The organism is Microcoleus sp. B7-D4 (genome assembly GCF_036705125.1).
Lineage (GTDB): Bacteria > Cyanobacteriota > Cyanobacteriia > Cyanobacteriales > Microcoleaceae > Microcoleus.
Map to the genome: position 1 here is coordinate 62,716 of NZ_JAUBTT010000003.1, position 21,694 is coordinate 84,409.

At 47.5% G+C, this 21,694-nt stretch carries 16 protein-coding genes; 12 read left to right on the forward strand and 4 right to left on the reverse strand.

Annotation, left to right across the window (positions count from 1 at the left end; all coding sequences use genetic code 11):
* Positions 1-121 precede the first annotated feature (121 nt).
* Positions 122-916: a pseudouridine synthase gene (locus QUB12_RS01685; protein WP_333140430.1), complete on the forward strand. Its 795-nt coding sequence runs from the start codon at positions 122-124 to the stop codon at positions 914-916.
* Entirely contained in the window at positions 913-1,794 is an 882-nt protein-coding gene (locus QUB12_RS01690) for a RodZ domain-containing protein (RefSeq protein ID WP_333140341.1), read from the forward strand. The genes QUB12_RS01685 and QUB12_RS01690 overlap by 4 nt, the downstream gene beginning before the upstream one ends.
* A 527-nt stretch (positions 1,795-2,321) precedes the next feature.
* On the opposite strand, the gene malQ is transcribed toward QUB12_RS01690, so the two are convergent.
* The 4 genes from malQ to QUB12_RS01710 form a co-directional block, all read right to left on the reverse strand.
* Entirely contained in the window at positions 2,322-3,830 is a 1,509-nt protein-coding gene (malQ, locus tag QUB12_RS01695) for a 4-alpha-glucanotransferase (RefSeq protein ID WP_333140343.1), read from the reverse strand.
* A gap of 463 nt (positions 3,831-4,293) precedes the next feature.
* A complete protein-coding gene (locus tag QUB12_RS01700; RefSeq protein ID WP_333140345.1) occupies positions 4,294-4,419 on the reverse strand; it encodes a photosystem II protein Y in 126 nt (41 codons plus the stop codon).
* A gap of 175 nt (positions 4,420-4,594) precedes the next feature.
* Positions 4,595-5,353: a MinD/ParA family protein gene (locus QUB12_RS01705; protein ID WP_333140347.1), complete on the reverse strand. Its 759-nt coding sequence runs from the start codon at positions 5,351-5,353 to the stop codon at positions 4,595-4,597.
* Between the two features lie 74 nt (positions 5,354-5,427).
* Positions 5,428-7,218 (reverse strand): CHASE2 domain-containing protein, encoded by a 1,791-nt coding sequence (locus QUB12_RS01710; protein WP_333305182.1) that lies wholly within the window; start codon positions 7,216-7,218, stop codon positions 5,428-5,430.
* A 335-nt stretch (positions 7,219-7,553) separates the two neighbouring features.
* Here QUB12_RS01710 and QUB12_RS01715 point away from each other — a divergent pair, with 335 nt between their 5' ends.
* The 10 genes from QUB12_RS01715 (at position 7,554) to QUB12_RS01760 (ending at position 21,588) form a co-directional block, all read left to right on the forward strand.
* Positions 7,554-8,294 carry a DUF928 domain-containing protein gene (locus tag QUB12_RS01715; protein WP_333305184.1) on the forward strand — a complete coding sequence of 247 codons (741 nt, stop codon included), beginning with the start codon at positions 7,554-7,556 and terminating at the stop codon, positions 8,292-8,294.
* A gap of 285 nt (positions 8,295-8,579) precedes the next feature.
* On the forward strand, positions 8,580-9,314 hold the full coding sequence (locus QUB12_RS01720; RefSeq protein ID WP_333305187.1) for a DUF928 domain-containing protein: 735 nt from the start codon (positions 8,580-8,582) through the stop codon (positions 9,312-9,314).
* A gap of 135 nt (positions 9,315-9,449) precedes the next feature.
* Positions 9,450-10,190, forward strand: coding sequence for a DUF928 domain-containing protein (locus QUB12_RS01725; protein WP_333305189.1), 741 nt, complete (start codon positions 9,450-9,452; stop codon positions 10,188-10,190).
* Positions 10,191-10,227: 37 nt separating this feature from the next.
* Positions 10,228-11,022: an HAD family hydrolase gene (locus QUB12_RS01730; RefSeq protein WP_333305191.1), complete on the forward strand. Its 795-nt coding sequence runs from the start codon at positions 10,228-10,230 to the stop codon at positions 11,020-11,022.
* Between the two features lie 399 nt (positions 11,023-11,421).
* Positions 11,422-12,639, forward strand: a complete 1,218-nt coding sequence (locus QUB12_RS01735; protein ID WP_333305193.1) for a DNA double-strand break repair nuclease NurA — start codon at positions 11,422-11,424, stop codon at positions 12,637-12,639.
* 144 nt (positions 12,640-12,783) lie between these two features.
* Positions 12,784-13,002, forward strand: coding sequence for a hypothetical protein (locus tag QUB12_RS01740; RefSeq protein WP_333105450.1), 219 nt, complete (start codon positions 12,784-12,786; stop codon positions 13,000-13,002).
* Positions 13,003-13,371: 369 nt separating this feature from the next.
* Positions 13,372-13,515, forward strand: a complete 144-nt coding sequence (locus tag QUB12_RS01745) for a hypothetical protein (protein ID WP_333300549.1) — start codon at positions 13,372-13,374, stop codon at positions 13,513-13,515.
* Positions 13,516-13,877: 362 nt separating this feature from the next.
* The gene (locus tag QUB12_RS01750; RefSeq protein WP_333140359.1) at positions 13,878-14,615 is read left to right on the forward strand and encodes a PEP-CTERM sorting domain-containing protein; all 738 of its coding nucleotides are present in this window, start codon (positions 13,878-13,880) and stop codon (positions 14,613-14,615) included.
* A 123-nt stretch (positions 14,616-14,738) separates the two neighbouring features.
* Positions 14,739-15,230, forward strand: coding sequence for a hypothetical protein (locus tag QUB12_RS01755; protein ID WP_333305195.1), 492 nt, complete (start codon positions 14,739-14,741; stop codon positions 15,228-15,230).
* 109 nt (positions 15,231-15,339) lie between these two features.
* Entirely contained in the window at positions 15,340-21,588 is a 6,249-nt protein-coding gene (locus tag QUB12_RS01760) for an SdrD B-like domain-containing protein (protein WP_333305197.1), read from the forward strand.
* Positions 21,589-21,694: the final 106 nt, after the last annotated feature.

Genomic DNA, 21,694 nt, shown 5'->3' on the forward strand with positions numbered 1-21,694 from the left:
ATTGGTCAGCATTATAATTTATTCCCAACCAGGAATTGAGCATTGCTAGTACGGTTAATCAATTAACCGTGTCGTGTTTCCTCCCCACCGCTGGTTCGTTGGGGATTTCCACACTCCCGTCATGTCTGATGAAAGGCTGCAAAAAATCCTCGCCCAGTGGGGCATTGCCTCTCGTCGTCTTGCAGAACAGATGATTGTAGCTGGACGAGTCCGAGTTAATGGCAATATTGTTCGCTTAGGAGAAAAAGCGAATCCCGATCGCGATCTTATCCAAGTCGATGGAGTCCCAGTGAAACCAACGGATCGACCCGCACAGGTATATCTGTTGCTCAACAAACCGGCCGGCGTAGTTTCTACTTGCAGCGATCCAAGGGCCCGATCGAAAGTTCTCGACTTGCTGCCACCACAACTGCGATCCGGTCAAGGCATCCACCCCGTAGGACGCTTAGATGCAGATTCCACCGGCGCCCTCTTGCTCACCAATGATGGTAAGCTGACATTTTGTTTGACCCATCCGCGTCACTCGATCGCCAAAACTTATCAGGTTTGGGTGAGCGGCGATCCCCCGGAACCCATACTACAAACGTGGCGTCAGGGCATCATCTTGTCCGGCAGAAAAACTTTGCCCGCGAAAGTTAAAGTTCTCGATCGCGCGCAAGACCAAACTCTGTTAGAAGTCATTCTATCAGAAGGCAGAAACCGACAGATTCGGCGAACAGCCGAGATCTTGGGATATCCCGTGGTGCGCCTGCACCGCACAGCCATTGGCCCGATTCAATTGCAGCGGCCTGGTTCGCCAATATTGCCACCAGGCTGCTGCCGACCCCTAGAAGATGCGGAAATTATTTATTTATGGAATCTAGTCAACCTAACATCAATAAGCGTGCCAGTAAATTCCCAGGAGCACAGCATATGACAAAGAATTTATTGTTTTTATTCTTCAAAACAACTAAGCAGAAACTGCACTCCCAAGAGCCAGAAACAGCTCAGAAGAAGCTAGCGGAAATTGGAACTCAACTCCGTCAGTACCGCGAACAGCAGTCGATTTGTTTGGACAAAGTAGCCGTGGTAACAATGATTCGGCGGAATCTGCTACAAGCAATCGAGGACGGTCAACTCGACCAACTTCCCGAGCCCGTCTACACTCAGGGTTTGATCAAGCGCTACGCTGAAGCAATGGGTTTGGACGGAACTCAGTTTGCCGACTTTTTCCCGATCGAACCGCCACCCCGATCGAGAACCAAGCTATCCTGGCAAGATGGGCCTCAGTTGCGGCCGATGCACCTCTACCTCTTTTACACATTTCTAATTATCTGTTCGGTCAATGTCTTATCTCAGTTGATGAGCGGTTCTATTACCGCAAAAAACGGTGCGGGAGCCGAAGAACTAGCGCTTGGTCAGCAAGAACAAGCTCGCGCCGCTGCTGAGGCATCAAGAGCCTCACAAAATCAGAAACCGGATAGTTACGAGGCTGTCGAAGCAGTAAGAACCGGTCAAAATTCAAATAAATCTGCCAATAAACCAGTGATGGTTAACGTCACTTTTAAAGCAGAATCGTGGATGCAAGTTGAAGTCGATGGTAAAACAGAGTTTGAGGGAACTTTGCCGACCGGGACTGTTCGCACCTGGGGGGCTCAAAAGCAATTGGTCGTCGTAGCAGGTAACGCCGGCGGGGTAATGGTTGCTGTTAATAACGGACAAGCCGAACCACTCGGAGATCCTGGAGTCGCCAAAGAAGTTGTTTTTAAAGCAAGCGAACTCAAGCCTTCAGCACCGCCCAAGAATGAAGGTTGAGTGTTAATTGGTAATTGTTAATGGGTAATAGGTAATAGGTAATAGCGGGCAGTCCACAGAGTTTAATTATAATGTCCGTCTTGATGCACTCCTTACCAATTACCAATTACCCATTCTATCAAACCCGGTAGCATCGGAATAGTCAAATCCAGTCAACAGTCAATCGATTTTAGATTTTAGATTTTAGATTTTAGAATTGAAGCATTGACTTGCGCGAGATAAATACGTTCGGCAAGTTTCATGGGATACAGGTTTTTTATTTCTGGACGGATGAATCCGGGGGCTTGTAGCCTGGATGCTTTCGGTTAACAATCACGGATGGTGCAAGCGTAATTGATATCATTCATCTGCGTTAATCTGTGTTTATCTGCCTGTATCTGCGGTCAAAAAAAGAGAATTTCTGAACCGCAGATGACAAGGGATTGACGCTGATTCACGCAGATCAAGAGTATAGAGATAGGAATAATTCCGATGCTAACAGATTGGATATTACCCATTAACAATTACCAATTACCCCTTCGCGATAATCAATGTTTATTAGGAGCGCGGCCGGAGATGTAAGTCATGGTTTTGAGCCGATCGCGCACTTCCCAATTCAAAGCTTCGGGTCGATACCGCCATCCCCAATTTCCCTCTGGTTTCCCCGGAAAATTCATCCGCGCGTCAGTATCTAAACCCAACAAATCTTGAAACGGCACAATTGCCATATTAGCAATAGAAATCCAGCCCATGCGGATTAAAGACCAGTGAATTCCTTGGGGATCGATGCAGCCCAAATAACGCAAAACCTCATCTCTTTCGTAGTTTTGCAGTTGATTGAACCAGCCGACAGTCGTGTCGTTGTCGTGGGTGCCGGTGTAAACTACGCAGTTGCGATCGTAGTTAAAAGGCAAAAAAGGATCGCCCGGACCACCGGCAAAAGCAAACTGCAAAATCTTCATTCCTGGAAACTCGTATCGATCGCGCAAAGCTTCCACTTCTGGAGTAATTACCCCTAAATCCTCAGCGATAATCGGCAAGTTGCCAAACTTCTCGTTAATTAGATCCAACAAAGCTGTTCCCGGCGCTTTAATCCACTCTCCCTCGATCGCAGTTTCTTGTCCGCGCTTCACCGCCCAGTAAGCGTCAAATCCTCGAAAGTGGTCGATCCGAGTTACGTCTACATAAGCGAAAATCGCTTCAAAACGCTGCACCCACCACTCAAAATTATTTGCTTGCAAATTCTCCCAATTGTATACCGGGTTGCCCCACAATTGACCTGTATTGCTGAAGTAATCAGGCGGGACTCCCGCCATTAAAGCTGGTTCTCCGGTGGCTTCATCCAAGCAAAATATTTCTGGATGAGACCATACATCCGCGCTGTCGTGAGCTACATAAATCGGTATATCGCCAATAATTTTAATGTCCCGCAGGTTAGCATAGCGTTTCAACTCCGTCCACTGGCGAAAAAACTCAAACTGGACGTATTTGTAGTAATAAATCTCAGCATTTAGCTGCTGGCGCCATTTCTCTAGCGACTCTGGCTCTCTACGGGCAATTTCTGGTTCCCAATTGTTCCAGCTAACACCGCCAAAGTGATCTTTTAGTGCCATAAATAAGGCGTAATCTTCCAGCCAATTCTCTTTGCTTTCGCAAAAACCTGAGAATTCTTTTTGCTGGATCGGGGATGCTTTGGCTTTGAAGTTTTCGCAAGCTTTTTTTAGCAAAGGCACTTTCAGGGCGATCGCCCGCTCGAAGTCTACATAATCGAGCGGAAATTCTGGTAAATTAGCGAAGTCTTCATCGGCGAGCCATTGAGCGTCACGCAGCATTTCTGGGTTGATCAGCAGCGGATTTCCCGCCATTGCTGAATAGCAGGAATAAGGAGAATTGCCGTATCCTGTCGGCCCCAGCGGCAATACCTGCCAGTATTGCTGGTCGCTCTCTACTAAAAAGTCAATAAAGCGATATGCTTCTATTCCCATGTCTCCAATGCCAAATCGACTGGGAAAGGACGTGGGGTGGACTAGCATGCCGCTCGATCGGGGAAAAAGCATAATCTATCTCAAGATATAGGAATTTAACATTGACAATTTGACCGATATTCCCTACAAGTTAAACTTCGTAGTTTTTAGGGCGATTCTTAGGGCAAATACTTTTGTGATTGTCTCATATTTTCTGCGATAACGTGCTTACCAAATATTTTTAGGGCACTCTACTCATAAATCCTGAGTAAAGTTCAAAACATCAAAATCAGAAATTACACGATCGCCCTGCTTTTGCAACTAGGTTTTTTTACCCAGGCTCGTTTGCTGCAACCAAGTATTTTGCTTGAGCGTACCCGGTTTCTGCCTAATCTTTAAACGTAACTTTTCTTTGGTTTTTGCCCCCTCTCTCTGCAGTCGTAAATTGCCCACCAAGAATCAGCCATCACTTAAGCAGATCCCATGCACAAATCAGCCGGCTGTTTTGTATCTCAAAAAACAGCCGGCTGCGAAATTACTGGTGATAATGCTTAGTTCATGCTTGCTTGTTCAACATTTTCTGTACTTGTTTGAGAGCTATAGCACCGACGTTGTAAGCAGCCCAGCCGCCCGCCAACAATACGGGCATCAATACTATTAGTATGCGGAAGTCAAATTCCATGAGTTCTCCTCCTAAAGTTTTTTAACAAATTCTCATAATCTATTTGTATCTCATTTTGTCGCCATTCTCCTGACTCTTTAACCAAATATTCGGGATACGCAGGAGGACATGGCTCCGCAGGAATGGAGAGCGAAAGCGAAACTCCTGGGCGGGCGATCGGCATTCGCTGCAGCAATTATCCCACAATCTGTTTGGCAATCCCTTCCACAACCTTAGTTAGAGGGTCGTTAGGGAAGTGCAGCGCAAACACTCCCTTGCTGGCGAGCAGCATCATCTGGTCGCTGTGGGGCAGTACCCCTGCCACTGGAATGTTGTAAATACTCTCTACTTGTTGCTTCAAATCCTCGAAATCTAGGGATTCAGGGGCTTTATTGATCGTCATCAAAATCTTGGGAACTTCTAATTTGCGGGCCACATCTACCGTGACAGCCGTTCCCTGAAAATCTTGCTGATCCGGACGCAGAATCAGCAGCAGGATGTCGGAAATGGTGATGCTGAGGAGGGTTTCTTCGTTGAGCCCCGGGTGCGTGTCTATAAATAGGTAGTCTAAGTTCAAAACCTCGATCAGTTCTTGAAAGCCGTCGGTAAGCAGTCCCACGTCGTAGCCTTCCCGCAAAACTCGCGCTATCTCCCCTGCTTTAATGCTCGAAGGAATCAGGTAGAGGTTGCCGTTACTGGCTAATTTTGGCAGCAGCGAACTCACATTGTAGGCCGTATCCGCGATCGGACAGCGGCCCCACAGGTAATCGTTCAGGCAGCGATCCATGTTGCTCTCGCTGAAACCGAACAGCACGTGAATCCCCGGTGATTGAATGTCTGTGTCCACAATGGCGACCCGATTTCCGCTGCGAGCGATAATAGATGCCAGGTTTGCTGTCGTGTTCGATTTGCCAGTTCCGCCCCGGTAAGAGTGGACAGAGATGATTTTGGACATGATCTGCGTATTAGGGTAAGAAACTGCGAGAACCCATTATGATGCAATTCTCGATGATGCAGTAGAGTTGTCGGTCATTCTTCCTTCCCCCCCAAATCCTCCTTATCTGTGAAAGTATCAATTTTTTCCTCTTTTATCATCTTTTGGGCGCCCCTGCGCTGCCGCATCTGTTTGGCTTTGGTTTGCAAATCGCTGAACTCGTCATCAGGTTTAGTTTCGGCGGAACTAGCACCACCACCGCTACCTATCGGGACACCCGTTGGAGAGGCGCTTTCCGATTCAGTCACGGCGGCGCGCTGCTTCTGGTGTTGGGATTTTTCCTGCAACTGAGCTAGATATTCGTCTGTCTGACTTTCGACATTGGGAAGCTCTGGGGTAATGGCAATTATTTCTTGGGGTTCGGAAGGTGTTTTTTCAGAGGTTTCTTGTTTGCTAATCCTCAGTTTATCTTTCTTTTGCTGCAATTCTTTAAAGAAATCAGATTCTGTGATTTCTGCGACTTGCTGTTCTTTTTTGGCTTGGTCTATTTCGATTTTGAAGACTTGTTTTACTCGATCGCTAATTGCTTTCCCGTATCCGGCTTTATTAAATCTGTCTGCTGATACTATGCTACCGCCAGTTACGATTAATGCTAAGGCTGGCGCTGCCACAGGCACCCACCCTCCCAACAGAAAAATCCCAAAGCCGATCGCGCAGCACCCGCACAGCAGTGCTCCGAATGTCACTGTCAACTTCGCTGGGTGAGCCATCCGCGATGCCAAGGTTCCTCCCACAATTGACCATCCCGAAATCCACAGGATTTCTGCCCATTCCGGCCAAAACCAAAACATCGGTCTGTTGTCTAAAACTGTACTCAAAATTTGGCTGACCACTTGTGCGTGTGCCACGATACCAGGCATGAATTGGTTGCTTTGCTGTCGCCCACTGTAAGGAGTATAAAATAAATCTTTAACGGTTTCTGTGGTGTAACCGATGAGAACTATTTTATCTTTAACTAAATTTGGGTCAACTTTCCCTTCTAAAACATCGGTAATTCTGACTTGGTTTGCGACTTGCTGCTTGGAACGATAGTTAATTAATATTTGATATCCCCTGACATCGGCATTTTTGTATCCTCCGTCATTGCTTGCTAGTTGTTTTAATTGGGTTTTTCCCAGCCATAAAGATTGATCTGGTGCAAGTTTGGGAGAGATTTTTTGCCCTTGCAGGTAGCGGAGTGCTAGGTGGAGGTTGAAGGAAGCTAAAACTTGAGAATTGTCATTGCAAAGATGTTTTTGAACCGAGGAGTTGCCCTCAATTTTCGGCGGTTTCATAAATAATAAAGCCCTGCGGAGTATGCCACCCGGATCGACTCCGAAATCTGCAAATCCCACCCGGTTTTTTGGCAGCCCCGGCGCAGGCGGAGAACCGGGATTGTCCGGGCTTCCGTCGGTGACTAAACATACCCCGATAATTCGATCGCTTTTTTGTAAAAGTTTAGTTAATTCCTCGCGCCCGTCTCCTAAAGGTACGTCTCGCAGTACATCTAAACCGATGACTGCAGGCTGCATTTTGTCGAGTTTTTGTAAGATTTCAGCTATTTTGCGATCGGATATTGGCCACTGATTCAGTTTCTGAATGTCTGCTTCGGTAATCCCCACAACTAGCAAACGCGAGTCTGGCTGTTCATCGGGACGCCACCTCACCATTTGGTCGTAAGCGCTTAATTCTACTGGTTCGAGTATTCCTAGCTGTCTGGCCCCCATCAAGGATAATGTTACTGCCACGCTGGCAATTAATACAGACTTAGCCAATGCTAGTGATGGTTTATACCTTTGACTCAATTGAGTCGCTGCCGATCGAATGTTGTTAGATATTTTACTCATTATCCGAGCATAAAAGTTTGACTCGTTTCTGGAACAGCAGTTGTTTCACATTTCCCCCTGCTGGAGACTTCCTCCATCTTAGAACACTCGGAAACTCCGAGAACTTTGTTACAAAAATTTACCTTACGTAGCGAGCAACTGTATTCAATGATACTGGCAACCTAGGCAACCTGATTTTTCGGACGGAGAATGCACTTGCCGATCGAATTAATAAATGTTATTGATGATATGTAAAGGTTGAAATTGTGTATCTGCGCCCTCGACTAGCATCTCAAAAATATTTGTCGCCATCAGCGAATGCCTGTGTTTGCAATTATACTGAAAGGTACAACAAAATGAAACGTTTTCTACATCGGGCTACACTTGCTGTCGCCGTATCTGCGATCGCAGCTACCGTCCCCAGTTCACTTGCACCGATGCGCGCACAATCCCAGCCGCTTCTGCTGAGTCAAAATTTTGATTTCCAGCCTCCCGACGTAACAGCCCCCGCCAACCGACAAGGAGGAACACATCGCGGCAACAAGCTTTGTCCAGCGGGTGTATCTATTACTCCTTTAATGCCTCCAACTAATATCGGTTTAACCCTAACAGATTCTCCCACAATTTTTGTCTATATTCCTAACACCTCGCCCGAAATAGAGTTTACTTTGCTCAACGAAAACGAAGACAAAGTAGTCTACGAAAAAACCTTTAAACTTGACAAATCCGGGATTGTAGGAGTTAGTATTCCTGCTACCGTGGACAACAACAAATCCCTTGAAGTTGGCAAGCGATACGTATGGTCATTTTCGATGGTTTGCGACCCGGAAGACCGATCGGCAGATTTAGTTGTTAAAGGCTTCGTGCAGCGAATTGAACCGCAGGCAACACTCAAGAGCGATTTGGCAAATCCCGACCCCATGACTAGGCTTAACGTTTATGCTCAAAATGGGATTTGGTACGAAACTCTCGCTACTTTAGCCCAAATGCGGCGCCAGACACCGGGGGATGTGAAGCTGACAGCCAAGTGGACGCAATTGTTGGAGTCCCAAGGACTGGAATCTGTTGCAACTCAACCGCTGGTTGGGCCTCTTTAAATCTCGCTATTTCTTGAAGTTTGGTCGGTCTGCCGATGGCGATGTGAAAATTGACCACGAATTTCTTCATGTGGTACCCGCCACGTGATTTATCCGTGGAATGAATCCAAAATCGAAAATCTAAAATCACTTATTGCCCCCGCATTTATCCGGGGGGTCGCCTCTAAAATCTAAAATCGAAAATCGAAAATCGATTGACCCATTTACTCGATCGCGCCCGGGGCTAAAACTCCGGGTTTACATTAGAGATGCGTTCTATAAATATTTTTACAAGTGGGTGGAAAAATGAAACGTTTTATACATTTTACTGCACTGGTGATGACTGTATTGGCGATCGCCGTTACTCTCCCCAGTTTGCTGACACCGATGCAGGCTGTACCTGCACCCATTCTCCTGAGTCAGAATGTTAATTTCAAACCTCCCGATGTAACAGCCCCCGACAACCGGCAAGGGGGGACGCATCGAGGCTGTAAGTTACGGGATGGTTTATTCATTACTCCCTTAGTACCTGAAAGCAATATTGGCTTAACGCTAACAGAGTCGCCAACATTTTTTGTATATGTTTCTCAACCGGCAGCTCAAGTAGAGTTTATTTTGCTAAACGCAGATGAATCCGAAGTAGTTTACGAAACTACTTTAAAAAATGACAAAGCTGGAATAGTTGGAGTTAGCCTTTCGGAGAAAGACAAGACAAAAAAAATTGAGGTTGGTAAGCGATATGTCTGGTCGTTTGCACTAGCCTGCGATCCTCTGGAGCGTTCTGGAGATTATATTGTTAAAGGATGGATGCAGCGAATTGAACCCCAGGCAAATCTCAAGAACGATTTGGCAAATCCCGACCCTATGGCTAAGGTGATTGCTTATGCTAAAAATGGGATTTGGTACGAGACTCTTGCTACTCTAGCCGAAATGCGGCGCCTCGCACCCGATGATTCGCGGCTGACAACCGAGTGGACGCAATTGTTGCAGTCCCAAGGACTAGAATCGATTGCCGGTCAACCGCTAGTTCAGTCTTTTTAAGGCTGGCTATCTCTCATGGCTTTGTGGTTCCTAATATGATAGGAAGGTTGACCAATTTTTGGGTTGCGCCAGGGGTTTTAACTCCTGACGCGCAGTAGACAGAGATCGGTAAAATCTCTACAAGTTGGTGAAAGAATGAAACGTTTTCTACATGATGCTGTATTTTCGCTGGCTTTATCGGGTATCGCAGGTATTTTCCCAAGTTTTTCGGCGCCAATGCTGGCAAACTCTGCGCCAATTCTGCTTAGTCAAAATGTTAATTTCAAACATCCTGATTTCGGCGCCCCGGACAACCGGAAAAAGGGGACACCTGCTGGCGTGATCTGTCCGAGAGACTTATCTATTATTGCTTTAATCCCTCCGAGCAATCGCGGTTTAACGGTAGCAGAATCGCCAATATTATTTGCTTATATTTCTCAAGCTTCGACTCGATTAGAGTTTATTTTGCAAACTCAAGATACAAACCAAACGCTAATTTACGAAACTACTTTCACAGTTGAAAAAGCCGGGATTGTCGGAGTTAGCATTCCTGCTACTCGTGACAAAAAGAAATCTATTGAGGTTGGGAAGGAATATCAATGGGTGTTTTCGGTGGTTTGCGATCCAGAAGATCGATCTACGGATTATTATGTTCATGGGTTAGTGCAACGAATTGAACCTGTGCCAAGTCTCACAAGCGAGTTGGCAAATCCCGATCCTATGGCTAGAGCGATCGCTTATGCTAAAAATGAGATTTGGTACGATACTGTGGCTACTCTAGCTGATATGCGACGTAAAGCTCCTGACGATGCGATGCTGACAGCCGAGTGGAGGCACTTGTTGCAGTCCCAAAAGCTTGATTCGATCGCTAATCAACCCCTGGTTCAGTTTTTTTAAGAATGACTCCTGACTCACAACTAATGATTCTTCACTAATGACTAAGAACTTGCCAAATATTCTAGCTCTTGATTTTGACGGTGTGATTTGTGACGGACTAATCGAATATTTCCAAACTGCTTGGCGTACCTACTGTCAAATCTGGAAACCAGTCGAAACAGTACCAGATCCAGATTTAGCTTTGAGTTTTTACCGAGTGCGACCCGCCATCGAAACTGGTTGGGAAATGCCGCTGCTGATCCGCGCACTGCTGACAGGAATTTCCCCAGAGCAAATTTTGCTAGAGTGGCCCAATATAGTACCGCATTTATTGACCGAAAATAATTTGAAAGCGCAGTCTGTCGGCGCTATGTTAGACGGATTGCGCGATAATTGGATTGCTGAGGATTTAGCTGGGTGGCTGTCTTTGCACCGCTTTTATCCAGGGGTTGCCGATCGCTTGCACTCGTTGCAGGAGAGTTCGGTGAAAGTGGTGATCGTCACTACCAAGGAAGGCCGTTTTGTGCGGGAACTTTTGCAGCTAGCAGGCGTACAAATGCCGTCGGAGTTGATTTTTGGTAAGGAATACAACAAGCCCAAACACCAAATTTTGCGGGAATTTATGGCTGCGTCTGGCAAAGATTCGACTATTTGGTTTGTGGAAGACCGGTTAAAAACCTTGCTGTCGGTGAAGCAGCAGCCGGATTTATCTCAGGTGAGGTTATTTTTGGCTGATTGGGGTTACAATACTTTGCCAGAACGGGAATCTGTGGCTCAAAATCCACCCGTTCAATTGCTTTCTCTGTCCCAGTTTGCCGGAGATTTTGCCGATTGGCTGCCGAGCGACTGTTGATGTTAGATTTGTGGACAGGTGGATTTTTTTTTCGCTTTTCAGAGTCAAAAAAAACAACAAAAATTTACATCTTTTTTGTTGACTTTTGCGGCGTAGACATGGTATTTTAATATAATGGGATGGTGGCAAAAATAATATTTTTGCCACCATCCCATTATAAGATAAATATAACAGAAATTCCTCAAAAAAGCAAGGATCTCGACAAAAAAAAAAGGTTTTTTTCAGGTACTCTTGACCTCAAAAACCGGGTTTTTTTACTATTTCTGCGGGCTGCTACGAAGTATTTTAGTTGATCAAACCGCGTGTATGACAAAAAACCAAGCTTCGGCACCAAAAAATTGAAAAGTGTTTTGATAATTTCTCAGCTTCAAAGCTTTCTGATATTGAGACTTAAAACCCATGCTCGATTTAACTAAAGCAGCCAAGGCAATGCAGGGAATGAGCCAACATTTGAATGTGGAAGCGGCTGCCGCTCGCCAACGTTTGGAAGTGGCTCAGAATTTGCTGGTAAAGGCTGCAGCGGAACAGGAAAAATTGGTGGAATTGCAAGAGAATTGGCGCGATCGCACTTTATTCAATGCTGCCACGCCGATCGAGCCCTTAGACGATCGCACCTACATCACCGCACCCCCCGCCGCCCACACAGTCTTTGCCACAGACGGATCGCAAATTTCCCCCAACCATCACGAAATAGCCTACTGCTACCTGCTAAACGTCGGCACAGTCATGCTGCACTACGGGCAAAGCCGCCACCCAGTTTTAGACAGCGTACCCGAAGTTTTCTACAAACCCGAAGACTTGTACGGTTCGCGACAGTGGGGAATTAGAACCGAAGAATGGATGGGATATCGGCGGGCAGTTTCCGAAGCAATTGCCTTGGCAGAAATGGGCTGCAATTGGGCAAAAGTTAACGACAATAAATTGCCCGCGCCAGCTTTAGCAATGGTAGACGGTTCTCTGATTTATTGGTTTTTGGAACAGTTACCCAGCGAAGCGCGCGATCAAATTTTGCTGCCAATTTTAGAATCTTGGGACAAGTTGCGTTTAGCAGGAATTCCGCTGTTAGGATACTTAAGTGCTTCTCGCAGCACCGAAAGCTTATCTTTTTTACGGTTTGAAGCTTGCACCCACGAAGTCCCAGACTGCATGACAAATTGCCCGAACGTCGGATTTGCCGCCACAATTTCTTTCGCCGAAAAAGCACCTTGTCAAGAATTTGAACCCTTGCGGGATGCCATATTGTGGGCAACAATCCTGTCACCGGGACAAAGAAGCCCTTTGTGGAAATCCCAAGCTCGAATTTTAGATTTGTATGGTCTTAATTCCGTCTATTTCTGTTACGTTCACGTTGGCACAGAAATTGCTAGAATAGAAGTACCGGAATGGGTAGCACAAGATAAAGCACAGCTAGATTTAGCATTAGGAATGATGCTGGCTCAAGTACACAAAGGCGGTGGGTATCCGGTGACGCTAGCAGAAGCTCACAATCAAGCGGTAGTCACGGGGGGCGATCGAACTCGCTTTTTCGCTTTGTTAGAGCAGCAAATGATTAAAGCCGGCTTAAAAAATGTCGGAATTTCTTATAAGGAAACACGGAAGCGCGGCAGTATTGCTTAAAGTAATAAGTAGAGTAATCTGGGACGCAGAAACCGGGTTTTTACAGAAATACTGCATTTAAGCCTTTAACACAGATAAAAAACCCGGTTTCTTTGGTATTGATGCGTAAGTTATGTAGAGTTAAAATCAAGTTAAAAATGTTATATGCCAATAGAAATAATTATCTTAATTGCTTCGTTACTTGTATCTTGGCTAGTCTTTAATTGGGCTTTTAAAGTATTGAAAGCCAGCATCGGGACAGCGATTGGTTTAGCAGCAATTGTGCTGACGATGCAGTTATTGTTTGGCATCGGCCCAAATCAGCTTTTCCAACATATAATTCACTTGCCGGAAACCCTGGGAAAAATGATTTCGGGCAAGTGAGGCGATTTTAGATTTTAGATTTTAGATTTTAGATGCGAGGACAAATTTAAAATCTAAAATCGATAGTGTTCGGTTTCATTCCTCAACCCAACTTAGAGGGTATTCACTATCAGACTTGATATAATAAGCTGCTACCCATAGGCGAGAGTGGGAGAGGGTCCGATGGGGATCGGGGAAAAATCATTGAGGGGGTGACAACGCCTCTGGAATCTTGATGGTAAAAGCATTGAAGCCCCTGAACCTCAAAAAAGATAGCGGATTATTGACAGGCTTATCTTACTCATAAGATCCTCCGAGAGATCCTTGAACCTGATTCAAATGATCTCGCCATTCTCTTTTATTCACTCACGCCCGCGAAGATATTTTCGCTTGGTCACTCAACTCAAAACCTTGACGCAGCTTTGCTTTCAACCTGCTTGTCACCCCGTCAACCCCAACGCCCCGCCGGAGGAACTATGGGAACCCGAAGGTGCAAGCTACTACAACGGCGAACTCATCCTGCAACCGAGATAGGGGTGGACTTTGGAACAACAGTTAGAACTTTTGGATACCCACCCACTGTTTACTGGTCAATGTCCCCGCTGCGAAATGACTTATCCCAAATAGGAAACGCCACCTGTTCATCGGGATTGTTCGGAGTGTGGATGGATGGATGGATGATTCGGTTTGAGGCGATGGTCGCAGCGGTTCTGTTTTGATAATGGCGATCGTTACTTGCTCTTTAGAGCATTGATTCAGCTAACTTTCTAGTTAAGATTGAATAAGTTAAATAAAGAATTATGGTTTTTTCAGTAAGCTAGCTAGTATTTAGGTAATTTGATTACTAAATGGGCTTTTTAGTCAAGTTGTTTAGTACAAAAGGAAATGTAGTTTGTATGAAGAATCTATACCGCAAAGTTGCCGTTGCCTCTGTTTGCACCGCTCTAGGTTTTGTTCTGGGAACAAGCGAAGAAGTTAAAGCAGCTACATTTACCTTGACACCTACTATCCAATTTGGAGCGACCGCAAGTATGTATCAGATGGGTGTGTATGAGGACGTTAGGCTTATCCCTGGGGATGAGTACGTGTCATACGGGCCGGGTAGTATAACAACCAGGTTAGCTGAATTTAATATTAGCAACTTTTTTCTTGCTCCTAACACAATTATTCGTAGTGCTATCTTTCAGGATAAGATATCCAGTTTCCAAGGAGGCCGTCCTGGTACTCTGGGCATCTTTGGCTATTTAGGAAACGGAACAGCCGAAGCATCAGATCTTTTGGGGGATGAAGTATTGTTAACTTCTGTAGATATATCATCCTCATCTCCGGGTGATACTCTTAACTTTGACGTAACTCCGTTTGTAAATCAGCGAGTTAGCAATGGCGATACTTTTGCTGGGTTTGCCATCAGTCTCTTGAACGTTGGTGGGGTCGCTCTGGGAGGTACTGATGCTCTTGGTCGTTCCAGTCTAGTAATTGAAACCGCCGACGTTGCCGAGCCTGTGCCTGAACCGACCACAATCTTTGGTTCAGCTATAGCCCTGGGCTTGGGAGGATGGCTGAAACGAAAGAAATCAAATCCGCAGCATAAAACAACGCCGATGCGGTTAATCTACCGTTTGACAAGAGTTTAAATCTCAACTTATCAGTTGCGGGCAACAGCTTGCTCGAAAACCCACTTGGAAGTGCAGCCGACTAATCCCCCAACAAACACCCAAAACGCGCCTTGAGGCCACACACTTAACACCGCTTGCCTCATGCGGCCAGGATTGCCAGAGGGAGCATCTCACCTTTGCAGCCCTCCGCTAGAAATTGGAGTTTTGAGGCAGGAGGCAGGAGGCAGGAGGCAGGAGGCAGGAGGCAGGAGGCAGAAGGAAAGAAGAAGAAGGAAGGAGCCAGAAGAAGGAAGGAGCCAGAAGAAGTATTTTTACAAATATGAGATGCTCCCTTGCCAGAAGCGAAACAGGATTGCAGCGATCGCGGCTAGTAAGACTATTTTGCCAACAGTTGCTTCACCGATCGTCCAACCCCGGTACATTCCCCAACAACAAGCGATCGTCAATTCAATAAACAGCACCAAGTTCAAAAGGCTGATGATGGTGCTGTTGATGTTCTACAAAAAAGTTAGTGAATCCATCCAGGGGTCACAAACTCAAAAACTCTGGGGCGCGGTGGTTAAGTGCGACAATTGGGGTTTTAGGAGGGCAAGCGTTGGGCGATCGCCAGCAATGCCAGTTGCGCCATGCTGATCCGATCTATAAGTGCCTGTTAATTGACGTTATATATATCTGCTAGATAATATGAGTTTTGAGTGGATGTAAAATCGATCGTGCAGATTTTTGATAGGTGGAACCTAAAATGCCTACTTTTGAGGGAACGCAAGAACAGGATTTTCTGACAGGTGGGCGATTGGGCGACATCATCCAAGCCGATAGCCGTAACGACACACTCCTTGGTGACGAAGGAAGCGACTTGCTGTGGGCTAATGAAGGCAATGACTACATTAACGGGAAACAAAATAATGATACTATCTACGCCGGCAAAGATAATGACTCCGTACACGGAGGAAAAGGAGATGACCGGGTATTCGGAGATAGGGGCAACGATATCATTTACGGCGACTTGGGCAACGATATCTTGTTCGGAGGTATTGGCAGCAAGCAACCTGCAGGCGATCGATCTGACTCTGGCAACCTAATCGGCAGCCGCAGAGAAAAGGAACTCAATGGCAATGAAGGTAGTCGCAGTTTGGTGGGAAAAAAAGGCAGCGACATCGTTCTCGGCGGCAAAGATGACGATAAACTCTTAGGAGAAACACATAATGATATTCTTTACAATCAATTAGGCAGCGATACCGCTAATGGAAAAACCGACGGCGACATCATATTTCCTGGTTTCGGCAGCGACTTCATTTACGAGGACGAAGACAATGATACTCTCAATGGCCGTGAAGGTTTAGATACAGTTTACGGCGGGACACAAAATGACATAATTCGCGGCGGAAAAGAAAGCGATCTCTTATTTGGAGAGGAAGGAAATGATGTCCTTTTTGGCGATCGCGGGGGCGATACTTTAACAGGCGGCAGCGGTGGCGATTTGTTTGTTATCGGCAGAATCGATAGAATCGATGGCGTTCCCGGCTTTTTTACTACTGGCGGCACAAATCTATCCGATGCTGACATTATTAGCGACTTCGCTCAAGGATTTGACTTAATTGCATTGGACGGCGGCTTAGCATTTCAAGACTTGAGCATTTATCAAGGCAGCAGCGAGTTTGCAAACGATGCAGTAATTCAAGATCGAGTTACTGGCGAGTATCTGGCAATTTTAAAAGGAATTAACAGCAACGAAATTACAGCCTCTAAATTTACCAGCGAAATTACTCCTATTAGCTCAATATTAGAATTGAGCGAGACGAAGTTTGAAAGAAAAGAAGACGGCACGCCGATCGCTGCAATAACAGTGAAACGCAAAGGTGGTGATTTAGATGCAACTGTAGGGGCAACTATATTTATTGTTAATAACTCAGCGACATCTCCCTCCTATGGCAGCGCGACTCCCATTGAGGTCAATTTTGCCCCCGGAGAAACCACTCAGACAGTAACAGTTCCCTTGGTAAATGATGTCGCATTTGAAGGAGAGTTATTTAATTTACGCTTGAGCAACCCTAGAGGAAAGGTAAGAATTGGGTATAGCGATACTGCTGTTTTAGCGATTACAGATAATGACACTCCACCACCATCCTTGTTGATACCGACACAGCCAGACACGGGGATACTGCCCCTCAGTTCGCCGACGCCGACACCATCCCTCACCCCAATGCCGACGCCAAGCGATACGCCGGCACCAACACTAAGCGATATGCCGACGCCAACGCCAACGCCGACGCCAGCACCAACACCAACGCCAACACCAACGCCAAGCGATACGCCAACACCAACGCCGACGCCGACGCCGACGCCAACGCCGACGCCAACGCCGACGCCAACCCCGACGCCGACGCCAGCGCCAAGCGATACGCCAGCGCCAACGCCGACACCAAGCGATACGCCGACGCCAACGCCGACGCCAACCCCGACGCCGACGCCAACCCCGACGCCGACGCCAGCGCCAAGCGATACGCCAACACCAACGCCGACGCCGACACCAAGCGATACGCCAACACCAACGCCAAGCGATACGCCAACCCCGACGCCGACGCCAACCCCGACGCCGACGCCAGCGCCAAGCGATACGCCAGCGCCAACGCCGACGCCGACACCAAGCGATACGCCAACGCCGACACCAAGCGATACGCCAGCGCCAACGCCGACGCCGACACCAAGCGATACGCCAACGCCAACGCCGACGCCGACGCCAAGCGATACGCCAACGCCAACGCCGACGCCGACACCATCTGTTACGCCAGCGCCAACGCCGACGCCGACGCCAACGCCGACGCCGACACCAAGCGATACACCAACACCAACACCGACACCGACACCATCTGTTACGCCGACGCCGACGCCAAGCGATACACCAACACCAACACCAACGCCAACACCGACACCAAGCGATTCGCCGACGCCAACGCCGACACCGATTGCAGACAACGTTCCAGAAATCGACTTGTTCGACGGCACCGCTAACATCGCAGACAATATGGGAACAGTTAATTTCGGTACCGCCGTTTTAGGAACAGAGGTTGTCAAAACCTTTACCGTGAAAAATACAGGCAGTGGCAACCTGACTCTCAACAATGCGATCGCCCTGCCAACAGGTTTCAGCTTAGTTAGCAGTTTTGGCAGTACAAACCTAACTCCCGGCAGCGAGACTACTTTCTCTGTCAAATTCGATGCAACTGCGATCGGCACTTATGGCGGTCAAATTTCCTTTGCCAACAGCGACAGCGATGAAGATCCCTTTGATTTTCAGATTTCAGGAACACGTCAACCTTTTGACACTACCCCGCCCACAGCAACGCTCAACCCAATTGCGAACATTTCGGCAGGAAGCAATAGCTTGACATTTACCGTCGAATATGCTGACAACACGGCTGTAGAGGTCAGCAGCCTGGATAGCAGCGACATTCGAGTGACAGGCCCAAACAACTTCAGTCAGTTGGTGGCATTCTTAAGCGCGACTCCTGGCGGAAACGGCACGCCTCGGACTGCAACTTATCAAATTAACGCCCCCGGCGACAGTTGGGACGCAGCGGACAACGGGACTTACACTCTGGAATTAGCAGAATCTCAAGTTTTAGATACCAGCGGCAATGCAGCCACTGCTGTTAATTTGGGCAATTTCAACGTCAGTGCACCTGCATTAGATGCCGAGGTGACGCTAGCAGTTTCGCCCGAGGGCGGGATCGAAGACAGCGACAGCACGATCGCCTACACCTTTACCCGCACCGACAGCATCAATTCGCCACTGTCTCAACCGCTGACAGTCAGTTTCTCGGTTGGCGGAACAGCTAGTTTTGCCAATGATTACACTCAGTCGGGTGCTACCGCTTTTAGTGCCACAACCGGCACGGTTGCGTTTGCAGCGAATTCCGCAACCGCAGCAGTTACCCTAACTTTAGTTGCCGATACTGCTAATGAACCTAACGAGACAGTCGAACTAACTTTGGCAGCAGGAAGCGGCTACACTTTAGGCACAGCAGGCGCGGTGACGGCTGCCATTAGCAACGACGATACTCCCCCTACCTATAATTTCAGTGCAGCTACCTTTAATGTGCCTGAAGGGAATGCTGCTAACACTGCCAATGTCGTGACTGTAACGCGATCGGGAGATACATCTACAGCTTCAAGTGTAGATGTAGTCCTGGCAGCAGGTGCAGTCAATCCCGCAGCAATTGGCAGCGACGTGCAAGCAGAACCAATTACCGTTAATTTTGCAGCAGGGGAGACAAGCAAAACGGTACCGATTCAGGTATTAGGCGATGTCAATTACGAACCCGACGAGACAGTAGCGCTGTCCTTTGCCAACTTCACCAACGAGGGAGTCGCCGGAACAGCCAACCCCACTGCTGTGCTAACAATTCAAAACGACGATGCCGAGATTCGCGGCAGCAAGTGGAATGATTTAAACGGCAACGGTGTGCGAGACGGTAGCGAACTCCCAATAGCAGGTTGGACTGTCTTTCTCGACACTAACCAAAACGGCGTACTCGACGGCGGCGAAACTTCTACTGTTACAGACGCTAGCGGCAATTACGCTTTTCCAGGTTTGCCTGCTGGCAACTATACCGTTGCCGAACAGTTGCAAGCCGATTGGCAGCAAACATTCCCCGGCATCACCGCACCGGTGGGGACAAACTTTCTGATTCCCCTGCCAACTCGCCGAGACCACGTTTTCGATCGCACCCGCAATCGACTGTACATTACCACTAACAAGGGAACAGTAGAGCGATACGACTTTAGTGCTAACGCTTGGCTAGCACCCCTTGAGGTCGGCAATTCCTTAAACGGCGTCGATATTACCCCCGATGGCAGCACTTTGTACGTTGCGGAAAACCAGCGCAGCGGCGTGCAGGGATTCCTCCGCAAGGTAAACCTCAATACCGGTGCGGTTACTAACCTCCCGTACAATCTTAGTCGGGGGGAAAGCGGTTCCTGGGATGTGGCGATCGGGGCTAACGGCAAAGGCATGATGAGTACGCGCTGGGAGGGTTCCGGTACGGTGCCTTTTCGCGAAATAAACTTAGCTACTGATACTTTAACGCAGCGATCGGATGCGGGGTCAGTATTTGGCGAAGTCAACCAGAACACGCACATCCACCGCAGCAGCGATCGCAGTCTGTTTTTCATGACTGAATCCAACAGTTCCGCAGGCCCAATCTTTACCTACAACGGTACAACAGATACTTTTCCCAACCGATCGCAAACAAACACATTTCACGACGGTACTCTATCTGCTGTCAGCCGCAACGGCGCGTTAATTGCTTTAGAAGATTTCGGAGTTGGTATTTCGATCCGTAACCCAAACCTCGGGCAAATTACCACCCTCAATAATAATTTTGATGGTGGCTTAGCTTTCGACTCAACCAAAGATATCCTCTATGCTGTGAATTCCACAACTAATCAAATCGTTGCCTTTAATACAAATACTTGGACTTCGTTGTTTAGCCTCAATATAGGTGAAGATGTCCCTGCATCTACACCGTTTGGCAACGGGGTGATGTCTGTCAGCAATGATGGAAAATTGCTGTTTCTGTCAACTCCCAGCGGCGTGCGGGTTTTAAGTTTGCCGGGGTCGAACGTTCCGCAAGCGCAAACAGTTAATCTTGCTGCGAATCAATTGGCTGAAAATGTCAATTTTGGCAACAGACAAACTGCACAGCTAAACGAAATTCGAGGTACAAAATGGAATGACTTAAATCGCGATCGCGCACTAACTGCTGGCGAACCTGGCATTGCAGGCTGGACTGTCTTTCTCGATACCAACCAAAATGGTGTATTGGACGCGGGGGAAACTTCTACGACAACGGATGCTAGTGGCAATTATTCCTTTGCGAGTTTGGCCGGGCCGAGAAATTATACAGTTGCGGAAGTGCTGCAACCCGGTTCGCAGCAAACGTTCCCCGGTATCAGCGGCGCGCCGGCAAGTATTCTCATTCCGGTTGCTAACGGTCGCGATCGCGTTTTCGATCCGACGCGGAATTTGCTTTACATCACGACCGGTGCGGGAACTGTGCAGCGGTACGATGTCGCCACGCAGACTTTGTTACCGCCACTTGCTGTTGGCACTTTGTTAAACGGTGCTGACATTACTCCAGATGGCAGCGCTTTGTACGTTGCTGACAATCAAACTAGCGGGACGCAAGGTTTGATTCGCAAGGTCAATCTCGCTAGCGATGCTGTTACCAATATTCCTTACACTCTCGATTTTGGAGAAGCCGGGGCTTGGGACGTGGCAATCGGTTCCAACGGCCGGGGAATGGTGAGTACGCGCTTCAACGGTTCAGGTACGGTGCCGTTCCGGGAACTGAATTTAGCTACCGATACTCTATCAGTACGGACGGACGCAGCCGGGTCGGGTTTTGGAGGCGAAGTCACACAGGACACGCCCATCCACCGCAGCAGCGATCGCAGTCTGTTTTTCATGACTGAATCCAACAGTTCCCTAGGCCGGATCTTTACTTACGATGCCGTGACTAACACATTTCCCACCCGGAATGAAACAGACTCTTATCACGACGGTACTGTATCTGCGGTTAGCCGCAACGGTTCGCTAATTGCAATGGAATTAAACGGCGGCATTTCTGTGATGGATCGCAATTTTAATGCTGTGGAAAATCTGGCTGGCCTTGACGGGGGGTTGACGTTCGATCCGACGAGGGATATCCTTTACGCTGCTAATTCTGTTGCCGATGAGTTGATTGCTTACGATACCAATACTTGGGATGTATTATACCGCAGGAGTATCGGTGAAAATATTAATGCTTCCTCGCCATTTGTTAATGGGGGGATGTCGGTTAGCGATAACGGACAATATCTGTTTTTGTCTACTCCTGCTGGGGTGCGGATGTTTAATTTGACTGGTACTGGGCTGCAGGAAAGCCACAAAGTAAATGTGGGTTTCGGTCAAATCGAGCAGGGAATTAACTTCGGCAATGCGATTTAGATTTTGTTGTGTTTCGATCGCACTTTTAAATTATCTCGTCAATTAAGGTCGATAGCTCTTTCATATATCGCTACATTACCACAGAAGTATCAGTGGATGTGGCTAT

Coding starts and splice junctions, on each gene's coding strand:
- QUB12_RS01685 (WP_333140430.1), top strand. CDS start 122: ATGTCTGATGAAAGGCTGCAAAAAATCCTCGCCCAGTGGGGCATTGCC.
- malQ (WP_333140343.1), bottom strand. CDS start 3,830: ATGCTTTTTCCCCGATCGAGCGGCATGCTAGTCCACCCCACGTCCTTT.
- QUB12_RS01725 (WP_333305189.1), top strand. CDS start 9,450: ATGAAACGTTTTCTACATGATGCTGTATTTTCGCTGGCTTTATCGGGT.
- QUB12_RS01740 (WP_333105450.1), top strand. CDS start 12,784: ATGCCAATAGAAATAATTATCTTAATTGCTTCGTTACTTGTATCTTGG.
- QUB12_RS01710 (WP_333305182.1), bottom strand. CDS start 7,218: ATGAGTAAAATATCTAACAACATTCGATCGGCAGCGACTCAATTGAGT.
- QUB12_RS01730 (WP_333305191.1), top strand. CDS start 10,228: ATGACTAAGAACTTGCCAAATATTCTAGCTCTTGATTTTGACGGTGTG.
- QUB12_RS01760 (WP_333305197.1), top strand. CDS start 15,340: ATGCCTACTTTTGAGGGAACGCAAGAACAGGATTTTCTGACAGGTGGG.
- QUB12_RS01755 (WP_333305195.1), top strand. CDS start 14,739: ATGCGGCCAGGATTGCCAGAGGGAGCATCTCACCTTTGCAGCCCTCCG.
- QUB12_RS01750 (WP_333140359.1), top strand. CDS start 13,878: ATGAAGAATCTATACCGCAAAGTTGCCGTTGCCTCTGTTTGCACCGCT.
- QUB12_RS01720 (WP_333305187.1), top strand. CDS start 8,580: ATGAAACGTTTTATACATTTTACTGCACTGGTGATGACTGTATTGGCG.
- QUB12_RS01715 (WP_333305184.1), top strand. CDS start 7,554: ATGAAACGTTTTCTACATCGGGCTACACTTGCTGTCGCCGTATCTGCG.
- QUB12_RS01690 (WP_333140341.1), top strand. CDS start 913: ATGACAAAGAATTTATTGTTTTTATTCTTCAAAACAACTAAGCAGAAA.
- QUB12_RS01700 (WP_333140345.1), bottom strand. CDS start 4,419: ATGGAATTTGACTTCCGCATACTAATAGTATTGATGCCCGTATTGTTG.
- QUB12_RS01705 (WP_333140347.1), bottom strand. CDS start 5,353: ATGTCCAAAATCATCTCTGTCCACTCTTACCGGGGCGGAACTGGCAAA.
- QUB12_RS01735 (WP_333305193.1), top strand. CDS start 11,422: ATGCTCGATTTAACTAAAGCAGCCAAGGCAATGCAGGGAATGAGCCAA.